Below are 21,198 nucleotides of genomic sequence, written 5' to 3'. Positions count from 1 at the left end.
TACAAGATTGCAGAATGGAGATTCGCTAAAGCGGGTTGATAATGGATGCCCGATTGTGAGATACAGCTTACTCCATGAGGATGGTGGTGATAGACCTTGCTGGTAATGCGATCCCGTGATCTATCCCTTTAAAAGCCTGCAATTTCATGTCATCGCCCTCGGCACCTGTAGTGCGGTAACTTTTTATCGTTTTGTATTTACGTTTGTTATTGAGCAATTTAAGGTTGATTTCCGCGCCCTGTTCATGCTGATTAATCGCCACAATAACCACTTTACCTTTTTGATCTGTATAGGCTGAAACCAGTAATTTTTTATTTTCCGTTTGGCCGGCGTTAAAGTCCAGTCGCACCATCCCAGGGCGAATGAAACGACTAAAATGCCCCAGTGCCCAAAGGTTTTTGGTTTGGGTAAAACTGCCATCTTTAAAATCGGGGTCACCTTTTAAGGCAATGAGGTAATAACGGGTGTTTTTTTCGGCGCTGCCCGGCTCATAGGCATTCCAGAATTGCCATGCGGTGGCATTACCTGTGGTGAAGTCGGCATGAATGACTTTGGCAAGAAAAAGGGCACAATCTATCGCTGAGCGATCGGCTTTTATTCCTTCACGAAAACCATCGCCCAGCATAGAATATTCTGTTTGCCAATATTTAAGTTTGTAAGCTGAAGCGGTATCAGCCAGATGTTTTCGGGTAGCATACAAGGTGCTGTCGCCATCCTCGGTAAAATAGCTATGGCCACCGATCAGTTTCGGCACTTGAGATAAATTACCCATGTAAACTGCGCTCGTGGGATTAAAGAAAGACTGGATTTGCTGCGCCGCTTTTCCTTTTGAGCCATACAGGTAATTTAGCATGCCTGCTTCGGTAACGAGAATCCGTGTATTTAACTTTGCTTCGACTAATTCGCTGTTTAGCTGTTTAGTGATATTAAAGATCTGCTCGTTCGTCCACGGACTCCCCTCCTGATCTGCTTCTTTGAACTTATGCGACCAATCCCACTGGGGTTCATTTACCGGACTGATATAGTCGAAATGGATTTTTTCTTTTTCAAAATGCCTGATCACTTCGGTTAGAAAACGGGCATAATCGCCATAAGCATCATCGCGAAGGTTGGATTGGTAATCTTTTTCTGTTTTGAAACTAAGGCGGTTTTTGGTGAATTGGACCGGAGGTGAGTTGGAAAAAGCAATGAGCGTTTCTACGCCATAATCTTTAGCTTTTTGAAGGAAAAACCGGTAACCAGCCTGCTTGTCCCAGTTATAAGTTCCATCGTTATTGAGAAAGCCATCGGTTCTTTTTCTGAAATCTTTTATGCCACTGCTATCGGCTTGCTCAAGAGAGCCTGCGCCAATATTAAAGCGCCATGAAGATAATCCTATGCCCTTTAACTTTCCAGTTCGATCTACCTCCTTACTGAATAATAATTCGGCTATTTGCTGTTTCTTTTCTTCTGGCCAGTATTTGCCTATTCCTTCAGAAAACCAGCATCCCGAGGCACCAATATTTTCGATGGTTTGTGCAGTTTTGGTAAAATCGATTTGAACTGGGATCGGGGATTGAGCGAAAGCAAAGCTTGAAACGCCGGATAAAAGCAAAACGAACAGGATCTTTTTCATGTGCTGCAAGTAACAGAATTAAACTGATTTTTTTGTTTAGTGTTTTCACTGACTTTGTTAGGATTTTAACCGAAAGTTAAGCGGAGATAACAGATTTGAAATTGATACTGGAGACGGGAGAGTAGATATTAGAGTGATAACACTCGAGCGTTGAAACATGAGCGTGTGTGATGTAACAAATGTTAAAAATGACTGAACTTTAGTTATTTACAATTTTGTTTTCGTAAATTGAATTAACCAAAATATAAAGTTATGAAACTGCTTAGGAAAATTCAGGACTGGGGCGATCGCCATCATCCACAATGGTTAGATTATTTTAGGATGTTACTTGGAGTTGTGTTAATCTGGAAGGGAATCGACTTCTACCGGCACATGGATGTTTTCAGTCAGCTGATGCATGGGAGCATGCTGGGCACTGCAGTAAGCATTAGTGCCCTGGCACATATGATTATACTGGCACACCTGATCGGGGGGCTGGCTATTGCGATTGGTACACACACCAGATTCTTTTGTATTTTGAACTTACCGATTCTGATTGGTGCGGTATTTTTCATCAATATGTCGGCCGGAATTTTCAATCCATACTCAGAGTTCTGGTTATCATCCCTGGTACTTGCAGCACTTTTATGCTTTGTTGTTGAAGGAAATGGTGTAATTGCTGTTGACCGGGAGGCCATAGTATCGTAAAAGAGGCCAGTTATGGTGTATTAATTATTTTTTTTGAAGGCTAACTAAATGGTTAGCAGCAGGTAATCTCTGGCATTAAATAATAAGTAAAAAATGATTTGCAGAATGCCGCCAAATTACTACTTTTGCCCTCGGAGAGCTGGCAGAGTGGTCGAATGCGGCAGTCTTGAAAACTGTTGACTGTAACAGGTCCGGGGGTTCGAATCCCTCGCTCTCCGCTGGAAAAAAGAAAAGCCTGAAATAGAATATTTCAGGCTTTTTTGTTTACTTCCGCTATTGATGTTTTAGCTTGTCTGAATATAATCAGGCAGTCGTTTTTCCTCCAAACAAGTACGCCGTCTTTTTTAAAAAAGCTGGCTTTTGTGATACCGGCATCAGATAAAATCTCCTTCGTTTTTCTCTTTGGGCTGGTGCAGGTAAACATCCTGCTGCGGAAATGGAATCTGAATTTCATTGATTTTAAAAGCATTCGTAATGGCTATCACCAAATCACTTCTGGTAGCATTGTTTTCCGACATGTGTTTAGTCCAGAAATAAATTTTGAGATCGATTGTGCTGGAACCAAACTGTTCGAATTGAACTACCGGTGGTGGAGATTTAAGTACGCGTGTTTCCGCCTCGAGCGTTTCCATCAGAATTTGCCTACATTTTTGCAGATCGGTGTGATAAGCCACGCCAATGACAACTGCTACACGTTTCCGGTTTCCGGCAAGTGTCCAGTTCATCAGATGAGAATTGAGCAGGTCGCCATTTGGCATGACCAGGTCTCCACCGTCCCAGGTAGTGATAACGCTGCTACGGAACCCGATGGATTTCATCGTTCCACCTTGTCCGTCAACATCTACGATATCACCAACGTTAACGGGTTTTTCAAACGCGATAATTAAGCCGCTAACCAGGTTGTTTACCAGAGTTTGCAAACCGAAACCAATACCAACTCCGAGTGCCCCAATAATAATGGTAATCCGATCCATAGGAATACCAGCGGCGGCAATGGCCAGGAAAAGCCCTGTGGAGAGAATAAATATTCTTACCAGCAATACCCAACTCCCCAAACCTTGTTTTTTTGCGTCCTTATTGCGGCTGGATACCAGATGCTCATCAGATGTAAAAAAAGATACAATTTTAGAGACAATGACCGATAGGGACATAATAGCGAAGAAAAGAAAAAGGGAATTGATACTGAATGTATAATCTCCAATAGTTCGGTCTTTACCTAAGAACGTAACAAGGGGTTGAGACAGGTATTCGAAAAGGGGAAAATTATGTCCCAATAGAATTATCCAACCCAATACCAGCAAAACGTAGAGCAAAAAAGGGGCCCTGGATCCCACCCGCCCAAAATTGAGGTAGAACAGTTTTTTATCCTGCACGGTATAAACATCGAAAGCCAGAACCAATCCCTCGTTAATGAACCGAACTACCCAAAGAAATAATATCGCAATAACAACATTCAAAAAGCCACCAATGAACAGGGTTTTGGCCACATTGTATCTACCAATAACATTCAAAACTATTGAAGAAAACTCAAGGATTACCATGAAACCAATTGAGTAGGCAATCCATTTTTCCTTCAATTCGTGCTGACGTTTTTGAAAAAGAATGATTGAACCAGCGATAACCCCTGCCATAGCAACAGCAACTATAAACCAACGCTCTACCCTTGAGGCCTGCAGTACCATATTATCAACTGCAGCCATAAGAAATAAAAATACCATTAACAGCCAAACCCTCATCCAGTATGTGGTAATATATCCTCGAAAAATCAAGCTAAGGCAGGTACAGGAGATGACCCAGAAAATAACATTTAAAATGAAAGGGGGAGAGATGAAAATAAACTGAAAAATACTGATGACCAGTAGCAGTGCCGACAGTAAGGGATACCTAATTACCAGTTGGCCTTCGTAATCCTTATTCAATAACCTTTTTGCTGTATAGATCTGTTTAAGTGACCGCAAATAAATAAACGACAATGCGGTAAGACCAAGCAATATGAATAACTTTATACTGTTATTCATCGCATAAAACTTTAAGGTTAGCATGCCCTTCACTTTTGAAAAGGTTAACACTTCCGAAAAGGGCCTTGAGTATATAGGGCTATCACCCAGGTTTGAAAAATCGCGCTTGAAAGGTGACATTGCCATTCCGCGTTCAATCTGCTCGATTTCATCAACACTTATTTTTAAGCCGTTAATTTCCATATTGTAAGCATTAAGCAGGAGCTGAACGTTACGCCCGGCAAGCTTAAGGGTTGAATCAATGGGATGAATTTCCTTTGCAATGGTAACGAGGCTGCCAAGATATTTTACTAATTCTGCAGAGTCTTTGGGAAAATTAAAAAGTTCTGATGTAGTAAGTAATGAGTCGAGCCTGAAACGATAGCCATTGAGCACGGCCTGCCGGGAGTCTAGTCTCGACTTCCGCTCTCCGGCCTCTTTAATTAGTTCATTGATCACTTTTTTCGTGGCAGTTAGATTTCTAAACGTTTGGGCAGTTCCTTTATGTTTAAAAACGCCATCCGCGGCAATTTCATAGTCAGCTTTGATATCACTCAATGTCATTTTAAATTCCAGCGTATCCAGACCGGACTTAATATAACTTTTAGCATTCTGCATGGTCAACCTGGTTTCTTCAAAGATTCTCACCTGCACGGCAAGTGCCTTATCTGCCTCAAATTCCTGCCGGCTATCTAATGCTGATTTCCTGGCGAAATCCTGCATTCTGTCGACAAAGCCTTTTGCTCCATTACCATTAATCTTTGAGGTTTTCGTGGTATCTGCATGCTGTGCCAGTGAACTGAGTGAACAAAGACATAAACACAGCAGTAAAATAACTTTGGAATTATTAAACAGGTTCATAATATCAGGACTTAGTTCAATAATACGAAAAAAGGAATTCGGAAACTATAATTAGCGCAAAAAGCGATGCCATGATTCAACGGTTTGGGTGTGATACAGAGCAGCAAGGGCTTTCAAAAGACCGTGGTGCAGCATTATCATCGTGTAAGTAGAAATACGGGGTAGGCTTGCCATCTACCTGTTTTGGAAAATTGTGCTTTTACGGAGTTGATGAGCTGGTATAAGTTTTGTTTTACCTGACTCACAACCTAAAGCAAAACATATGACACAGCAAGAATTCAGCGAGACCATTAGTCTGCATGCGCCATCTCTTAGGTCGCATGCCCTTAATTTCACAAAAAATTCTGAAGATGCAAATGATCTGATGCAGGAAACCCTGCTAAAGGCCACAAGGTTTGCATCCAAGTTTGAGGGCGGAACGAATATGAAGGGATGGCTGTTTGTGATTATGAAGAACACCTTTATTAACAATTACAAGAAAAACCAAAAAACCAGGGACACTACAGTGCAGGAAGACGAGATCACTTCAGCAAACCTGCATTACAGCGCTACCAGTAATGATTCAGTCGGGAGTTTTGCCATGCAGGATATTAATGTTGCGCTGGCGCAGCTGCCACAGAAATATGCTGTTCCATTTATCCGTTATTTTGAAGGATATAAGTATCATGAAATTGCCGATGAAATGAAGATTCCATTAGGTACAGTAAAAACCTATATTCATGAAGCCCGGATCTTGTTGAAAAAGAATCTTAAACCATGTCAATAAGAAAATGAACTGGAAAGCAATGTTTTAAATGCTTTCCAGTTTTACAGACAAAACGATAGATTAATGCTACAATGCCAAATTTGGCTTATGCGAAAAATACCTCTTTTAATAGGTAAACTACTTAAAATGCTATTGCTCCGGAAGTTCGATAAAAAAGCTTGTCCCCAATCCCTCCTCACTTAACACCCATATCCTACCCCCGTGGAGGTCGACGATATCCTTGATGATATTCATGCCCAAACCCCCTGATTCCTCACCTTTTAAACCTTTCCTTAAAACTTCCTTGCTGTGATTAAACAAGTTGTTGCGCATCTCTTTTGGTATACCAATCCCATCATCGCTTACCGAAACAATAACTTTGTCTCCGCGTTGCTCTGCTTGCACCATGATGTTTCCACCTACTCTGGTAAATTTGATGGCATTTGACACCAGGTTATTAATTACCTGCATGAATTTCATGCTATCTAAGAAAATAAAGATTTTATCCTGTGGACTGGAGAAACTGAAATTTCTAACCTTGCTGAGGTGTGAGCGACTGTAGAACCGTACCACGTCTTTAAGTTCCCAGACGAGGTCTGCCCGCTCCTTTTTGATGGCGACAACAGCCGATTTGATAAATTCATGATTAACCATGCTTCGTATCAGTTTCAGGTTACGTTCGCACATTTCGCTAATGAACTGAAGAGAGCTTCTCAGGTCTTTTTCTTCCATTTGCCTGATGTTGCTTTGCATTGAGGAGGCTGTCATACGGATCATGGCAAGCGGTTCCTTCAAATCATGCGATAACACCTCGAGGGTGATATTTTTACGGGCATTAATTTGCTCGATATGAATTTGATTCTGGCGGTCGACCGTAATGTCTTCAATAACGCCATAAATATGCCCGCTATCTTCGGCGTATGTTAGGTTGCTCTTGAGGTGTTTTTCCACATCAACCAAACTAATTCTGAAAACGTATTTTTTGGCGCCTCCGTCTTCAAGCAGCTCCTGATAGCAGTTCGACACGTGTACTAAATCTTCAACGTGTATTTTCTCTTTGAGCTGATCGACGGTAAGCGCCCCCTCTTCTGTAAGTCCAAAAATCCTGGATAGGGCAGTATTGAAATAACTAAATATCTGGTGTTTGAGATCGTATATAAAATAACCATCTGAAGAAACATTTCCCATCTGGCAGAAAATCTGTTCGTTCTCTTTCGGCATCATATTAATGGAACTTTGTGAATAATTAAACTAATTGAGGATCCCTTTGGTGAACGCGAAGCGCATGAGTACTGCTGTATTTTTAGCGCCAGTTTTATCAATCAGGCTTTGGCGATGTCCTTCAACCGTACGGCGTGAGATAAACAACTTATCGGCCATTTCTGCATTGGTAAGTCCTTCGCCAATAAGCCTGAGGATTTCGATTTCCCTTGAAGAAAATTCAGATGTACTGATACCACTTTGCGCGATGAAGGTAGTGTCTACCATCCGGTCGATGATTTTGATGGATAAAGCAGCACAAATGTAACGCTCACCAGAGATGATTTTAGAAAGAGCAAAGAATAATTCGTCGGGATCCACGGATTTAGTCAAAAAACCCTGTGCTCCTATTCTGATGGCTGAAAAAATATGGGAGTCGTCTTCAAGCATGGACATAATCAATACCGGAATTTGATAATTTTTTTCTTTGATCATCCTCACCATTGAAATTCCATCCAATACCGGCATTCCGATATCCGAGACAATCAGATCGGCTGTGAGTCCGCGATCAAGTGCTTCTACCACTTCCAAACCGTTACCCGCATCAAATACAACTTTGTATTGACTAGTGGACTCAAGAAGCATCTTCAGTCCTTTTCTCATGACCTTATGATCTTCTGCTAAAATGATATTTTTCATTATGTTTGGGCGTGATCAGGACAAGGCTGTCTTGGATTGTCAAAGTAGTCAGGCACCTTAACAACACTCACTATTCCAGAAAGTTTTAACAAACCATACTATACAACCAAAATCTGGTTGTATTTTGACGATATGATAGAACCCCGGGTATTAATCCCCCGGGGTTAAGCTGTAAATACAATTAAAGTTGTTCGTCGTAGTCGCTCCACTGCGCTATTCCATCGGGTTCTGCAGATTTTACCTCAGCACTTTTTTCTTCACTCATCTTTATATTCAGGGCTTCAGTTTCTTCAAGCTCTTCGGCTTTCCGATCTGGAAGATCTGTCAGCCCTTCAGTTTCGCTAACGAACGTTGCCGGGTCGTCGATAAATTCCCATTCTTTACCCATTCCCGGCATCTCGCCTGTATTCCATGGCCCGGAGAATGAATTTTCGGGTGAGAGGTTGAAATACTGTTGGGTATACCTTGGATCGGCCTGTAACACACCGGGAGGGAAGTTTGGCTGAATGGTATCCAAAGCGGCTTCGAACATTTTATAATGGGCAACTTCACGGGTCATCAAAAATGAAAGGGTTTCTTTAACATAAGGGTCGTCGGTGAATTTCATCAGGTGTTCATATACAAGCTTGGCACGAGATTCAGATGCGAGGTTAGACCTTAAATCAACAGTTAAATCACCATTTGAATGGATATATGATGCACACCAAGGAATACCCTGGCTGTTTGACAGCCTTGGCCCACCACTGCTCAGCATCACAAAATGCGGATTAGCGCTTAACGCTGCATGAATGATATTTTCCTTAGCTGCTTTTCCATCGAGTACCTGCATGATTTCAGAAGAATCTGCTGCGTCTTTTAGTTCGCCATTTACCCCTTTTAACAACATCTGGATGGTTGCGCCGACAATTTCCAAATGAGAAAACTCTTCAGTTGCGATATCCATCAGCATATCATACTTATCGGGATGCGGCTGCTTGGCGCCGAAAGCCTGGGTGAAGTATTGCATGGCGGCCGCCAGCTCACCATTTTCTCCACCAAATTGTTCTAATAAAATGTTTGCAAAAACTGGGTCCGGCCTGGAAACCCTGGCATTAAACTGCAGGTCTTTTGAATGATGAAACATAAGCTCTTGTTTTGTTAGTTGAATCTTTCTGTATTGAGATTTCAGTTATTAACACACTCAAAAAGCCCTGCCGGTTTGCATAATAATTAAAACGGGTATTTGCACACGGGGCAAGTATTTTCCTATATCGAAACGCGGCAAGCTGTTGACGTACTACTATTTTAAAATACCTGACGCCAACAGGTGCCATTGTATATATGACATGCCAATTGCGCTTCCGCCATTCACTACCAGATTCCTTGTTTTATCAAGAAATGCCTGATTTTCGGTATTTGGCACTTCATTACGTCCGTGAACTTCGGCACTCAGCACATTACCGCGCCGAAAAACCATAAACGTAGAAGTGGCCTGATTGGTAAAGAAATGAGCAATTTTAGCACTCACCACACCAGGGGTTTTGCTTGGCCGGGCAACAATAAGTGTAAACTCCACATCTGATTCCGGGCCGGAGAACTCTTCCATGTGTTCGATACATACCCAATCGTATCCTTTACCCGCACTCGTGCCCGGTCCGGGGATGTCGATGCGGATATAATCGCTCTCTTTCGCATTTCTGGCAACCTGGATTCCATTTTTATCGAAGAGCACAAAACAACTCGCTTCAATCCTGGATATGGTATGCCACTGGTTAACATTCTTTAGTCGCAATACTGCTTGTTTGTAGGCCAGTGAAGCCGCAGCTGGCGAATCAAATATCTTTTCCTCTTCTGCATCAGTCTGCTGACCGACTTGCTGACTAGGGATAAGGTCTTCTTTTTCCATGATGGTATTTTAGAGAAAAATCCTGATACTGTAACAATTGTTTTCTCTTTTTAGGAATAAGGTAAAAACAGGTAACCGACATTCGGCGTATAAATACTTACACGTTTCGGCGCCAAATACCTGTTTAACCGTTTGTTTAAACCATTCCATACGGGAAGGGTTTTTAGTGGAAACAAAAATATAAAGCATATGGCAACGACATCAAAAGCAGCCCCTGCAAAGGCCGCAGCAAAAACCACTGTTAAAAAAGCGACAAAAAGTGCTGGCAACATTACACCTTCAGAATTCCATGAATTTTTTATTGATGAATTGAAGGACATTTACTGGGCAGAGAAGCATTTGGTTAAGGCGCTTCCAAAAATGAAGAAAGCAGCAACCAGTCCGGAGCTAGCAGCTGCGTTTGAAAAACATACACAGGAAACTCAAACACATATTGATACCCTAGAGCAGATATTTGCTTTGCTTGATGAAAAAGCTGCAGCAAAAAAATGCGATGCGATGGCAGGGTTACTGGAAGAAGCGACCGGCATTATAGAAGATACTGATTCAGGTACAATGATTCGTGATGCAGGTCTTATCCTTGCAGCTCAAAAAGTGGAACATTATGAAATTGCAACTTATGGAACCCTTAAGGTATTCGCAGAAAACCTGGATCGTACTGACGTTGCAGAACTACTGGGACAAACCCTTGAAAATGAAAAAGCAACTGACGTGGCCCTTACTGAAATTGCTGTAAATGCAATCAATGCTGAGGCGGCATCTGAATAAAAGAAATCGAAATACCAGATATGGAGTCTCATCCATATCTGGTATTAATACGGGACTTGAAGTTCCTAAGCGGTTAAGATATTCTTTAGCACTCAGGCCTGATCAAGCTATAGTGCCTACTGATTGCTTTAGTAGATGCCTATATTCAAGGTATTAAGGCGATGAAAGTAATTGCTCCCGGCTTGAAGATTATGACTACCGAGCCCATTGTAAACATAGTACCCTCACTTGATGCCATTATGGAAATGGTTCTTCAGGCTGCACAACAGCACGATGAGCAATACCAGGCTACGGCCATGCTCACAGGAAAGATATGTGAGGAACTGGGCAAACCTTCATCCCGATCCGAGATGGAAAGGTTTATCTGAACTCTTTCTGGAAGCGTATTGCCGTTACGATAAGCCCGTTGTATTATCTGAAACCAGTCACCCGGGAGAGAACCGGGCAAACTGGCTGTAGCTTATTGCTAAAGAGTGTATAAAAAGCCTGAAGTTGGGTATACCATTAAAAGGCATTTGCCTCTACCCTATTATAGACTGGCCGGATTGGGACCATTTACATTACCGGCACCACTCCGGTTTGTGGGATGCTGACGAAGGGAGCCCTCATGCCAGGATTATCTGCCCGCCTTATGATGAGGAGATTATCAAGTCGATGCTAATGATTGAGCCTTTTTTATCAGGGGTATAGGTATTGGCGCCAATTATTAATTAACCGGCAATCTGGTGCTTCAGGAAGCTTATTTTTTGACGGTCGAATTTGAAAATCCAAATGGCGGCATATTCTCCGCAAACTTCACCTTCATCGGGATGGGCCTTCATGTATTCCGCATCGGTATTTGTTCCATACTTCAAGATGACCTCATTGCCTCGGACTGTAATGCTGTAAATAAAGTAGCAGCCTTCATTTTTGGAATGCACCTCTTTGCTGATTTCATCTTTCGTTTTTAAACCGTTTACATCAACCGTTTTAAATAAATTGTTGAATTCATTCATTTCTGTGAGCGTGTAAATGGAATCAAAGGAATTCAGGAACATGCTGTGCGTAATTGCACCATGATGTTCTTGCCTTTGTTTATCAAAAAGTGAATCTACCTCAAAGAAATTTACTGATGTATCTGTCAGTGGAAAAGTAAAATAACTTAAAATCTCCTGTTTATCTTTTTTAGCAATGGCGCTGCTGAATCTGCCAAGTTCGGCGATTAGTATAGCGCGTGGATTACTGACTATGTTTTTTGATTCTAATCTGGTAACTGAATCTGTGATCATTGTTTTTTGCCCGGTTTTTTGCTTGCAGGATAATAGCGTTGTGAATGCCAGAAGAAAGGTTAGATATATTTTCGTGTTTAAAAAGTTTCAGTTAGCGTTTTACTTGCTTAAATATCAGTAAAAATTATTGATCATGTATAAAAGCGTGTATTGGTATTGAAATATGGTGATTCCGCACCAAACTGATTTTACCCCCTATATTATATCAAAATGCCCCTCATTGGAGCCAGAGAAATCACCTTACTTTATCCTTTGCCAAACAACACTAACCAGATGACAAATCTTATTTATACTGACGACACGTGAGATTGTATCGTCTTCGTTGACAAACTCATATTAAAGCAGGTAAAAATCTGCATTACAACAAACAACCAATACGAATAAATCAATTGAATTACTATGATAAAATTTTACTCAATTTTTCATGAACATAAGAGAAAGGCGCTATATAATTGCCTGACTCTTTTTTTTGTGACCTTACTTTTAACCCAGGGAATCGCTTTTGCGCAAACAAAAAGCATCAACGGAACGGTATATGATACGAAAACAGGTGTTACACTCATTGGAGTAGCTGTTAAAGTTCAAAACTCAAATGTTGCTACGAGCACCAATGAACAGGGAAAATACCAAATACAGGCTAAGGAAGGTGACATCTTGGTTATCAGTTACGTAGGTTATCGTTCTCAGAATATTAGTGTAGGGAAAGAAACCCAATATAATATTAGACTAGAAGAAAGCACCCAGGATTTAGAAGGTGTAGTTGTTGTAGGCTACGGTACGATGAAGAAAAAAGATTTAACAGGTTCTGTTTTTCAGATTGTACCCGACAAAATTGCGAATGATAACCCCAAAACCGTACAGGATATTTTACGCGGTACTCCAGGACTTAGTGTAGGCTATGATGCTTCTGCTAAAGGGGGCGGTTCCATGCAGCTAAGAGGACAACGCTCGGTATATACAGCTGGAAGCCATAACGAACCTCTTATTGTACTGGATGGAATGGTATTTTATGGTGAGCTGTCCGAAATCAATCCTGATGATATTGGTCAGATTGATGTGTTGAAAGATGCCTCGGCAGCGGCAGTATATGGTTCGCGAGCAGCAAGCGGCGTAATTATCATCAGTACCAAGAAAGGTAAACAGGGAAAACCAACAATTAATTTTAATTCGAACTTTGGTACCACTACCAAAAGTGAGTATAGGGAAGTATTTAGTCCCGAAGATTATATGACCTATCGCGAAGATTGGTACCGCACTACCACCTATGGATTGAATACCACAACCAATAATTACGAAGCTTATAGAACTACCGCTACTTTGAGCAAACCAGGCTTCTACGAAAATCCTTCAAACCTGAGCAGATACGGGGTAAACTTAGCGCAATGGCGAGCATATTCAACGAATGCAACAGGGGAATCAGATGCCAGTATTTACGCTAAAAGATTGGGGCTGGAAGGAGGTGTTCTAAAAGACTATCTTGCTGGAAATACCTTTGACTGGTATGACCATACATTCCGGACAGGTTTTAACCAGGATTATAATACCAGTATATCAGGAGCTGGTGAAAAAATGAACTATTACATGTCAATGGGTTATCTTAAAAATGAGGGGGCGGTGAATTACAATAACTACCGGGCCATCCGCTCAAACCTGAAACTTGAGGGTAAAGTGAATAGTTGGCTTGAAATTGGTGCAAACGTAAATTTCCAGGATCGTAGTGACGGTGATCTGACGCCTGAATTAGGGACAGATTACTGGCTTTCCAACCAAATCAGGAATGCTCCTTATAGTCACTACACCAATGCGGATGGCAGCCTGGCACAATATCCAATGGGCGATGGCTCTATCTTAAGAGGAACCAATTACGATTTCGACAGACAATATTTGGAACTGGAAAAAGGCTACACGGTATTGAATACGATATTTAATGCAAAAGTTAAATTACCGTTTGGCATCAATTATTCCTTTAATGCATCGCCACGCCTCCAATGGTTTTACAACCGTTATTTCATGTCGGCAGATCTTCCCGGATCTTCGCCTACCAGTCGCGGAGTTGACCGCGGTACATCGAAGAATTTCGACTGGTCATTAAACAATACCTTAAACTGGGAACACACCTTTAACCAAAAACACCGTTTAAACATTACACTTGTACAGGAAGCAGAAGAACGCAGATTCTGGTCAGAATCTATTTCCGCACGCAACATTTTACCATCGGATGCCTTGGGATTTCATAATGTGTCGAATGCGACTTTAGCAAACAGTGCTATTTCGAGTTATGATTCGCATCAAACTGGCAATGGCTTACTTGCAAGGGCATTTTATTCGTTTGATGATCGTTACATGATCACTGCATCCGTGCGTAGGGATGGTTATTCCGCGTTCGGCGCCAGTAACCCTTATGCCACCTTTCCGGCAACTGCAGTTGCCTGGACCTTCACCAACGAAAAATTCTTTAAATGGAAAAATATATTGAGTACCGGTAAGTTACGGGCCTCATTTGGTGAAAATGGTAACCGTTCGCTATCAGATCCATACATTTCACTTGCTAACTTAGGATCTGGCCTTGGTGCCACAATGGGATATCTTGTAGGAAGTGGAATGGAAGAAGTGAAATATCTGCTGATCGATCGGATGGCCAATCCTTTTCTACAATGGGAGAAAACCCAATCAATAAATTTCGGTTTGGATTTAGGATTTATGAATGATCGCATTACCGGTACATTTGAATACTATTCCATGAAAACGCACGATATGATTATGTCGCAACGTCTGCCAGGTTTTACAGGTTTCACGAGCATTACGACTAATCTGGGCGAAGTACAGAACCGCGGCTTTGACTTATCTATCAACTCATTGAACATCAGTAACGATAATTTTGAATGGAGAAGCAGCCTGAGCTTTTCTTACAATAAAAACAAGATTGTTCATCTCTATTATCAATACGAAGACGTTTTGGATGCGGCAGGAAATGTAATGGGTAAAAGAGAGATGAACGACACCTCAAACGGCTGGTTTATCGGGCAACCAATCAGTACCATCTGGAACTATCGTGTAGAGGGTATCTGGCAAAGCAACGAAGCTACTGAAGCTGCCCGGTACGGCCAGCGTCCCGGAGATCCTAAAGTAGCGAATCTTTATACAGCTAATGACAAAGTGAATGCTGATGGTAGCAGGACACCAGTTTATGACGATAATGATAAAGAGTTTTTAGGTCAGACAGCTCCTCCAATCAACTGGCAGTTACGAAACGACTTTACCTTTTTCAAGAATTTCACCGTTGGAGTGAATATTTATTCTTACATGGGCCATAAAAGTTTATCAGGAAATTATCTGAATAATGATAATGCAGGATCGTTAGTGACCTATAACTTCAACACATTTGCAAAGGAATACTGGACTCTTGATAATCCAACCAACCGTTATGCCAGATTGGATGCACAAGCTCCCACAGGTGCGAGTGCGAACATGCTTTACGATCGTTCATTTATCCGTTTGGAAAATGTTTCACTAGGTTACACCTTCCCTAGCCGATGGACCAACAAATTAAATATTCAGAAAATCAAGGTGTTCAGCACGCTGAGAAATGTTGCCGTGTGGCAAAAAGACTGGGAATATGGCGATCCGGAAACAGGTGGCCTGGCAACCCGTGTTTTTTCTCTTGGATTAAATGTAACACTATAAAAAATCTGTCATGAAATTATTTAAACATATTAACAAACAAACTCTATTAGCGGCTTCGCTAATGATAACCCTTGGATTCGCAGTCGGGTGCAAAAGAAGCTTCCTTGATCCTGATCCCTTGTCTATATATGAACCAACAGCAACCTTTAGCACCGAGTCGGGTCTAAAAGCTGCGCTTGCTATTAGCGATCGACATATCCGTTCTTACTGGACAAATACATCTTCAAATACTAACTCCGTAGTAATCGGCACAGAATACATGTTTTCTGACCTCGCTGTATATGGTAAAACGGATCTGGATGTGAACAATGTAAACTTCAATTTTGCTGATGGATTAAAACCTACCAGTGGGGCAGCCGGACCTGGCGGTAATGATGGGAATTACATTAACCACTACTGGGATGAGACCTATAGTGGTATCAAATATGCAAATACGGTGATCACCTATGTGGATAAGGTTGCCGGACTGGATGAGTCATTAAAAAATGCCTACAAAGGAAGAGCTTACTTTCATCGCGCTTTCAGGTACCTTGCGCTGGTATTTCAGTACGGTGATGTTCCATTGGTTACCAAAATAATTGAAGTACCTAAACAAAATTACCGCAGCACAAAAAAAGCGGCCATTCTTGAAATGATTACTCAGGATATGGAATTTGCTGTACAGTGGGTTCCGGAGCAGAAAGACATGATCTACACAGGAATGGTAAACAAAGGTGCATGTCGCATGCTTTTAATTAAATGTTATCTTGCTACCGGGCAGTTTCAGAAAGCTAAGGATCAGGCTGATATTTTGATTAATCAATCGGGGTATTCGCTTGTAAACAACTCTTTGGGAACTTTTTATCCTGGTGGCGAACCGTTAACCTGGCCGATTACACGCAACGTGATCTGGGATCTTCACCGTTGCGAAAACAAATTAATTTCCGGCAATACAGAAGTCATCATGGGGATGCCAAATCGTGGTGCTCAATCTAATATCGCTTTCGCAACAATGCGTATTTTTAGCCCATTGTATAATGCCTCTACGTTAAAAGACCCGGATGGAAGAAATGCAATGGATCTTTATGCCCGTAATAGCGCCAGCTACCGTTCGGATCTGGACTATGGCCGAGCACTTGGGCGCGGAATCGGAACTATTCGACCAACTGGCTTTGCGCAAAATGGATTGTGGTACGTGAATGGTGCAGAAGATACAAATGACCTTAGGCACAGTACCGCTTCAGGCAACTGGGTTAAAATGGAAAACCTAAAATACGTTACGTCTAATAGTACATATCGCGGGCAAAAAATAACGCTTAAGCATCCAACAACCGGAGCTTTCCTTTGTACTGATACTATTCGTAGTTACTTCCAGTGGCCACATTACAAGCTTTTTATAACGGACGTAGTAAATGAAGCTAACCTGACCAGTAATGCTTATACCGGTGCCAGTACCGGTAGTGTTGGCGACTGGTATCTCTATCGGCTGGCTGAAGCCTACCTATTAAGGGCTGAAGCGAAATTCTATTTGGGGGATGCAACCGGCGCAGCTTCGGATGTTAATATAATCAGGACCAGGGCCAAATGTACCCGCTTATACACCACCGTAACCATTGGTGATATTATGGATGAACGGGCGCGCGAATTGTATCTGGAAGAATGGAGACACATGGAATTGAGCAGGGTTTCTTATTGTTTAGCCTTGAGTGGAAAACCTGATGAATGGGGAAACACGTACAGCACCGAAACCTATGATAAGAATGCCGGAACCGATTTATCAGGTGGCAGTTATTGGTACAAACGGGTTGTGCTGAAAGGCAAAATGTATAACCAGGGAGGTATTAACTCCAATAATAAAACGTTCAATTACAAAATGGATAAATGTAATCTTTACTGGCCAATCCCGAATGCAGCCATTACAGCAAATAACCGTGGAATTCTAAGTCAGAACTTTGGATACACAGGCTATAATGGATCAACGGCAAAATGGCAAACCTGGCAAGAAGCTGTTGCGGACGAAGATAAGATCGATTAATTTTCCGGTATAACTCAATAGTCATTCACAGGCTGTTCAGAGATGTTTCCAAACGATGCAATATCTAATGGTAAATAATCTTTTTGAACAGCCTGTTTTTTATGCTTAATACTTAAGAAAAACTTTTCGATAAGTCACTAGGTTTAGTTCATCATATTAACAATATAAAGTCTATATTTACATACGTCGTCCCAACGCTTTTGATTTGCTTATTATTCACCCTATAGTAAGAAATTATGAATACAGAAACTGATGCGCTTATTTTAGCTCAATGTCCCAAATGTAAAAGCAAAGAAACCAGAAGAGTAAACCGCGGTTCGCTATTAAAAAACCTGCTTCCCTTTTTACCCGCAAAACGTTTTAAATGTTATAGCTGCTACACCAAGTTTTATAAGTGGGGCTAGGCTGATCCGTAAAAGCAAAATACTTTATCCGATTGGTGCAATGAAAAAGGTGAAGCTATAATTTGCGGCAGGCATTAAGTATTTCTTCATGGCCGTAGATCTCCAGCTATCAATACCACCTACTCCCATTTGTTTCAAGTCAATATTCAATTGAGTTTGGGGTCTGGGAATTAAATCTGCAGCATGGCGCTGATGCCTTTTTTCACCGTCATCTAAATCAGCATCAAAATAGTGCAACGCACTTATACTGAGTGCCTGAGGAGCAGTCACAGCAATACCTTTACCACTGCTATCCATTAGTTTAAACCACCTTACATCTGTTTTATTGCCCGTTTCCTGGGGAGTTACATAGGGAAAATATTGTGCTGATACGGTTTGATGGTAAAGTGCAACATCAGCAGAAAAATTCCGGTCCTGGTAATTTTCATGAGGTCCCCTGCCATAATATTCTATTTGTTCAAAACCGGCAGGTAAAATCCATTGCATCCCAAACCGGGGCAACATTTCCTTTACTTTGGCCGTATCCAGTTGAATCTGCGCATCAACCTTTATTTCTCCGGCACCATTAATCAGGTAACTGAGCGACAAGGAAGAAGAAGGCATATTCAAATCGTATTTGCTGGTTACCAACACATTTTCGCCCTGCTTCACTGCTTTGAATGCGGTTAGCTTTGCTTTGCTCCAGGCGTCTTTCCAGGCTTTAAGCTTAACCTGCAGATTGGCACCAAAGTCGTTGTCATTGGGCGCACGCCAGAAATTAGGTTTAAATCCGAAGCCAGCATCCAGAAATGCCTTTCCATTAATTTCGTATCCTGTTAGCTGCCCGCTTTGTTTATCAAAGGTTATATTCGCCCGTTGTGACCGGATGACAAGCTGCGATTGCTGCTCCGTAAATTTTACGTCTGCTCCTTTGGCCAGCACCTGCTGATATGGAAAGTTTCCACCCAGAAAGAGTTGTTCACTGGCGATGATATGACCTGCCGGCAACAACTGGTCTTGTTTTTTTAATCTGTAGGTGAGGCTGAGGTATTGTTCCCCCTCATTACCTGACTTGATATTTATTCCGTAATCCCGGTTCCCTTGTGCCGGAATTTCGAGCTGATCGATAATGCCTTTTTGTACTGAAATGCCGTTATTGGTTATTTCCCATTCCAGTTGTATATTTTCCATGCCTGTAAAAAACTTCTCATTGTAGATATTGATTACACCTGGCGATTTTAAGGTAGTATGGATGTCCTGATACACCTTTTTCACTTCCCAGGCATGTGGATATGGGGTCCGGTTTGCATAGAATATTCCTTTTGCGGCATAATTCCAGTCGGTAATGGCTTCTTTAGGTTCATAATCTCCTCCATAGGTATAAACGGTATCGCCTTTGGCGTTTACGCGTTGAAAACACTGATCGACGAAATCCCAGATGAAGCCTCCCTGGAAAACCTTTTTATTTTTCCTGATGATATCCCAGTAGTCGGTAAAGTTACCGAGAGAATTGCCCATAGCATGCGCATATTCGCACATGATAAATGGACGCTGTGGTGATGGGTTCGCCTTTGCATAAGCAATCATCCCATCCGGAGTGGGGTACATCGGGCAAATGATGTCAGAATTCCATTCGTAACTAAATGTGCGATAATCTGCCACGGCACGTTCATACTGTATTGGCCTCGACTGATCTCTTTTTTTCATCCACAAATAGCAGCTGTAAAAATTGTACCCATTACCTGCTTCATTGCCCATACTCCAGGTAACAATAGAGGCGTGATTTTTATCCCGCTCCATCATCCTTTTTACACGCATTAAATGAGCCGATACCCAGGTTGGCCGGTTGGCCATGGTTTTAGTGATGTCGTAACCCATACCGTGCGATTCGATATTAGCTTCTCCGATAACATACAATCCATATTGATCGCAGAGATCAAGCCAGGTTTCGCTGTTGGGATAATGGCTGGTTCTTACGGCATTGATATTGAATTTCTTCATAAGCTGTATATCACGAAGCATAGCGGCTTTAAAGATGACATGACCAGTGATGGGATCTGTTTCATGCCGGTTGATTCCCTTAAGTAAAACCGGCTGGCCATTTACTATGAAAAGGCCATTCTTAATTTCTACTTTCCGCAGCCCTACTTGTTGGGGGATTATTTCTGTAATCGTCCCTGCACTGTTTTTTAATTTAATGGTCAGCTCATAAAGCGAAGGACTTTCAGCACTCCATAAACTCGGTTTGGCGACATTAATTTCGTAGGAAATATGCTGCTGATCAACTTTTATTTCTTTCTGCGCTACTGGTTGTCCCTTAAATTTTAAATCAAGCTGAACAGTGTAGCCTTTGGCTGGCTGACTGAATTTCAGCAACACATCAATTTTTGCACGCTGAAATGTGCTATCGATTTCCGGCGTAATTTCAATATCGTTGATGTGGATATTATTTCTGGCAAGTAAATAACAATCTCTGGTAATGCCGCTCAAACGCCACATATCCTGATCCTCCAGGTAGTTGCCATCACACCAGCGCATTACTTTCAAAACGATCAGATTTTTGCCAGCTTTGAGATGCTTCGAAATATCAAATTCTGATGGAAGCTTGCTATCTTCCCCATAGCCCACGTACTTTCCGTTAACCCAAACGGAAAGATTTGATTTCGCCGCTCCGATATGGAGGATGATTTTTTTGTTCTTCCACAAAGCCGGGATATTCACCTCACGACGGTACACCGCTGTGGGGTTAAAACCCATGGGCACAAGTGGTGGCTTTACCTTTTTGTCCATCAGGTAGGCAAACTCGAAACCATCGGTAGTATAGATTGGAAAACCGTAGCCATTCAGTTCCCAGTTGGCAGGTACCGGGAAGTTCTTCCAGCCCTGATCATTTAATCCGGGGGCATAAAAATCCTCTGGAAGTGATGATGGCTTATCTGCCCAAAAGAATTTCCAGGTACCATTTAGATTGAGATAATTTGACGATTGCTGCCACTCACCTTTGCTGAGCGCCTGATTATTCTCGTAAACAAGATAAGAGGCATGCATGGGCAAACGGTTTTCCTCATTTACTTCCTCGTTTAACCACTTTGGGGCCTGAGCAAATAAAGTACCCGTTGATAAAATATGGCAAATGATTAAAAGTAAAATGACTGAGATCGTTTTGTGAACTGGCATAATTAATATGATTTGATTGCTGCTGAAATCTATGTTTTTGATTGGTAAAGAAAAGAATTTAATACGGATGTTGTTTCCATTTAATTAGCCACAACATGCATCATATTGATAAGGGGTCCTTCATCGCTCTACCAAAAAAGAAGCCTCTCAGTTATGAAAGGCTTCTTTTTTAAGCATTGGCTTCTCCCCTTAACTTAAGCAGGTGATTTTATAAA

General features: G+C 41.7%; 15 protein-coding genes and 1 tRNA gene. 8 read left to right on the top strand and 8 right to left on the bottom strand.

Features of this window, described 5'->3' with window-relative positions:
• Window positions 1-67 precede the first annotated feature (67 nt).
• Window positions 68-1,615 carry a glycoside hydrolase gene (locus R2Q80_RS00870; RefSeq protein ID WP_316797777.1) on the bottom strand — a complete coding sequence of 516 codons (1,548 nt, stop codon included), beginning with the start codon at window positions 1,613-1,615 and terminating at the stop codon, window positions 68-70.
• Window positions 1,616-1,867: 252 nt separating this feature from the next.
• Here R2Q80_RS00870 and R2Q80_RS00865 point away from each other — a divergent pair, with 252 nt between their 5' ends.
• Window positions 1,868-2,302: a DoxX family protein gene (locus R2Q80_RS00865; protein ID WP_316797776.1), complete on the top strand. Its 435-nt coding sequence runs from the start codon at window positions 1,868-1,870 to the stop codon at window positions 2,300-2,302.
• A 133-nt stretch (window positions 2,303-2,435) separates the two neighbouring features.
• Window positions 2,436-2,520 (top strand) — tRNA-Ser (locus R2Q80_RS00860).
• Window positions 2,521-2,676: 156 nt separating this feature from the next.
• Here R2Q80_RS00860 and R2Q80_RS00855 read toward each other — a convergent pair.
• Window positions 2,677-5,160 (bottom strand): mechanosensitive ion channel family protein, encoded by a 2,484-nt coding sequence (locus tag R2Q80_RS00855; RefSeq protein WP_316797775.1) that lies wholly within the window; start codon window positions 5,158-5,160, stop codon window positions 2,677-2,679.
• 262 nt (window positions 5,161-5,422) lie between these two features.
• Between R2Q80_RS00855 and R2Q80_RS00850 the strand changes: the two genes are divergently transcribed.
• Window positions 5,423-5,926 carry an RNA polymerase sigma factor gene (locus R2Q80_RS00850; RefSeq protein WP_316797774.1) on the top strand — a complete coding sequence of 168 codons (504 nt, stop codon included), beginning with the start codon at window positions 5,423-5,425 and terminating at the stop codon, window positions 5,924-5,926.
• 129 nt (window positions 5,927-6,055) lie between these two features.
• Here the strand turns inward: R2Q80_RS00850 and R2Q80_RS00845 are convergent, their stop codons facing one another.
• The 4 genes from R2Q80_RS00845 to R2Q80_RS00830 form a co-directional block, all read right to left on the bottom strand.
• Complete coding sequence (locus tag R2Q80_RS00845) at window positions 6,056-7,129, bottom strand: PAS domain-containing sensor histidine kinase (protein WP_316797773.1); 1,074 nt, start codon at window positions 7,127-7,129, stop codon at window positions 6,056-6,058.
• Window positions 7,130-7,156: 27 nt separating this feature from the next.
• Window positions 7,157-7,804, bottom strand: coding sequence for a response regulator transcription factor (locus tag R2Q80_RS00840; protein ID WP_316797772.1), 648 nt, complete (start codon window positions 7,802-7,804; stop codon window positions 7,157-7,159).
• Window positions 7,805-7,985: 181 nt separating this feature from the next.
• Window positions 7,986-8,927 (bottom strand): manganese catalase family protein, encoded by a 942-nt coding sequence (locus tag R2Q80_RS00835; protein ID WP_316797771.1) that lies wholly within the window; start codon window positions 8,925-8,927, stop codon window positions 7,986-7,988.
• Window positions 8,928-9,083: 156 nt separating this feature from the next.
• On the bottom strand, window positions 9,084-9,689 hold the full coding sequence (locus R2Q80_RS00830) for a hypothetical protein (RefSeq protein ID WP_316797770.1): 606 nt from the start codon (window positions 9,687-9,689) through the stop codon (window positions 9,084-9,086).
• Between the two features lie 189 nt (window positions 9,690-9,878).
• Here R2Q80_RS00830 and R2Q80_RS00825 point away from each other — a divergent pair, with 189 nt between their 5' ends.
• The 3 genes from R2Q80_RS00825 (at window position 9,879) to R2Q80_RS00815 (ending at window position 11,147) form a co-directional block, all read left to right on the top strand.
• Complete coding sequence (locus tag R2Q80_RS00825) at window positions 9,879-10,457, top strand: ferritin-like domain-containing protein (protein ID WP_316797769.1); 579 nt, start codon at window positions 9,879-9,881, stop codon at window positions 10,455-10,457.
• A 161-nt stretch (window positions 10,458-10,618) separates the two neighbouring features.
• On the top strand, window positions 10,619-10,825 hold the full coding sequence (locus tag R2Q80_RS00820) for a hypothetical protein (protein WP_316797768.1): 207 nt from the start codon (window positions 10,619-10,621) through the stop codon (window positions 10,823-10,825).
• Window positions 10,826-10,949: 124 nt separating this feature from the next.
• Entirely contained in the window at window positions 10,950-11,147 is a 198-nt protein-coding gene (locus R2Q80_RS00815) for a hypothetical protein (RefSeq protein ID WP_316797767.1), read from the top strand.
• A gap of 20 nt (window positions 11,148-11,167) precedes the next feature.
• Here R2Q80_RS00815 and R2Q80_RS00810 read toward each other — a convergent pair whose 3' ends face one another.
• Window positions 11,168-11,725, bottom strand: coding sequence for a hypothetical protein (locus R2Q80_RS00810; RefSeq protein WP_316797766.1), 558 nt, complete (start codon window positions 11,723-11,725; stop codon window positions 11,168-11,170).
• Between the two features lie 471 nt (window positions 11,726-12,196).
• Between R2Q80_RS00810 and R2Q80_RS00805 the strand changes: the two genes are divergently transcribed.
• Window positions 12,197-15,409 (top strand): SusC/RagA family TonB-linked outer membrane protein, encoded by a 3,213-nt coding sequence (locus R2Q80_RS00805; RefSeq protein WP_316797765.1) that lies wholly within the window; start codon window positions 12,197-12,199, stop codon window positions 15,407-15,409.
• Between the two features lie 10 nt (window positions 15,410-15,419).
• Window positions 15,420-17,423, top strand: coding sequence for a RagB/SusD family nutrient uptake outer membrane protein (locus R2Q80_RS00800; protein WP_316797764.1), 2,004 nt, complete (start codon window positions 15,420-15,422; stop codon window positions 17,421-17,423).
• Between the two features lie 428 nt (window positions 17,424-17,851).
• On the opposite strand, the gene R2Q80_RS00795 is transcribed toward R2Q80_RS00800, so the two are convergent.
• Window positions 17,852-20,983: a glycoside hydrolase family 2 TIM barrel-domain containing protein gene (locus R2Q80_RS00795; protein ID WP_316797763.1), complete on the bottom strand. Its 3,132-nt coding sequence runs from the start codon at window positions 20,981-20,983 to the stop codon at window positions 17,852-17,854.
• Window positions 20,984-21,198 lie beyond the last annotated feature (215 nt).

This window comes from Pedobacter frigidisoli (genome assembly GCF_032678525.1).
GTDB lineage: Bacteria > Bacteroidota > Bacteroidia > Sphingobacteriales > Sphingobacteriaceae > Pedobacter > Pedobacter frigidisoli_A.
The sequence above is the reverse complement of the archived record's forward strand: the minus strand, read 5'-3'. Positions and strand labels throughout refer to the sequence as shown.

Excerpts from the sequence above, each read along its gene's own strand:
- R2Q80_RS00870 (WP_316797777.1), bottom strand. The coding sequence starts at position 1,615 with ATGAAAAAGATCCTGTTCGTTTTGCTTTTATCCGGCGTTTCAAGCTTT.
- R2Q80_RS00865 (WP_316797776.1), top strand. The coding sequence starts at position 1,868 with ATGAAACTGCTTAGGAAAATTCAGGACTGGGGCGATCGCCATCATCCA.
- R2Q80_RS00855 (WP_316797775.1), bottom strand. The coding sequence starts at position 5,160 with ATGAACCTGTTTAATAATTCCAAAGTTATTTTACTGCTGTGTTTATGT.
- R2Q80_RS00850 (WP_316797774.1), top strand. The coding sequence starts at position 5,423 with ATGACACAGCAAGAATTCAGCGAGACCATTAGTCTGCATGCGCCATCT.
- R2Q80_RS00845 (WP_316797773.1), bottom strand. The coding sequence starts at position 7,129 with ATGATGCCGAAAGAGAACGAACAGATTTTCTGCCAGATGGGAAATGTT.
- R2Q80_RS00840 (WP_316797772.1), bottom strand. The coding sequence starts at position 7,804 with ATGAAAAATATCATTTTAGCAGAAGATCATAAGGTCATGAGAAAAGGA.
- R2Q80_RS00835 (WP_316797771.1), bottom strand. The coding sequence starts at position 8,927 with ATGTTTCATCATTCAAAAGACCTGCAGTTTAATGCCAGGGTTTCCAGG.
- R2Q80_RS00830 (WP_316797770.1), bottom strand. The coding sequence starts at position 9,689 with ATGGAAAAAGAAGACCTTATCCCTAGTCAGCAAGTCGGTCAGCAGACT.
- R2Q80_RS00825 (WP_316797769.1), top strand. The coding sequence starts at position 9,879 with ATGGCAACGACATCAAAAGCAGCCCCTGCAAAGGCCGCAGCAAAAACC.
- R2Q80_RS00820 (WP_316797768.1), top strand. The coding sequence starts at position 10,619 with ATGAAAGTAATTGCTCCCGGCTTGAAGATTATGACTACCGAGCCCATT.
- R2Q80_RS00810 (WP_316797766.1), bottom strand. The coding sequence starts at position 11,725 with ATGATCACAGATTCAGTTACCAGATTAGAATCAAAAAACATAGTCAGT.
- R2Q80_RS00800 (WP_316797764.1), top strand. The coding sequence starts at position 15,420 with ATGAAATTATTTAAACATATTAACAAACAAACTCTATTAGCGGCTTCG.
- R2Q80_RS00795 (WP_316797763.1), bottom strand. The coding sequence starts at position 20,983 with ATGCCAGTTCACAAAACGATCTCAGTCATTTTACTTTTAATCATTTGC.